Annotated in this window: 1 protein-coding gene; it reads right to left on the bottom strand. The window is 78.0% G+C overall.

Features of this window, described 5'->3' with window-relative positions; genetic code table 11:
• Window positions 1–898, bottom strand: an 898-nt coding sequence (locus HMPREF3086_RS18910; protein WP_246830911.1) for a type VII secretion protein EccE, incomplete at both ends; no start/stop codon positions are given.

Raw genomic sequence — 898 nt, forward strand, 5'->3', positions numbered from 1 at the left:
GCCCGCAGCCGTGCGCCGGCGGGGCGAGGGCGGCGAGGTCATCGACACGTCGCCGGACCAGGGATCCGGCCACGGCCACGGGCATCTCCTCGCCGGGGACGGGCAGGACGCCCGCCGTAGGCAGCCGGTGGCAGGTGTCGGCGGTGGTCGGTAGGACCCGCTCGGCCACCGCCTCCGCGGCCACGCCGGTCAGCCCCACGGTGGTCACCACGTCCACCACGTCGTCGCGGCCCTCGACGCGCCGCAGGCGGAGCACCTCGGTGACGCGCGCGGCCCGCACGGCGGTGAGCCCGTCGATGACCGCTCGCGGGTCGGCGGACGGGCGCACCACCACCCCGACGCCCGGCCCCGGGTCGCCCTCGGCGTCCAGGTAGAGGCCGGCGAGTCCGGCCGCGTCGAGGACCCGGCACGGCACCCCGTGATGCACCAGCGACCGGCGCAACCGCTCGGTGGCCACCGTGACCACCTGCTCCAGCGAGCCGTCGGCCCGTCCGGCGGGCCCCAGCGCGAGCCGTGCGATGTCGAACCGCAGCAGCAGGTGGACGCGCCGGTGCGAGATCAGGGCGAGCGGGCCGACGAGCGCGTCGTACACCTCGCCGTCGCCACCCGTCGCGGCGCGGCGACCGTCGACCACCACGTCGATCCCCTCGAGGCGCACCCCGCCCTGCTCGAGCTGGCGCGCCACCACCGCCAGCGGGAGGCGGACACCACGATGCGCGGCCGGGTCGTCGCGCCCCACCTCGGTGGTCACGAGCGCGCCAGCCGAGATCTCCACGGCGGTCGTCACCACGCGCTCGCCCTCCACGCATCCGACGGGGGAGCGGTCCGGGGCGACGAGGTCCACCACGTCGACGGGCCGCTGACGCGCGGTCCCCGGGCGCGCCAGCACCGGGCGGCC

This window comes from Dietzia sp. HMSC21D01, from assembly GCF_001815995.1.
In the GTDB taxonomy this organism is placed as follows: domain Bacteria; phylum Actinomycetota; class Actinomycetes; order Mycobacteriales; family Mycobacteriaceae; genus Dietzia; species Dietzia cinnamea.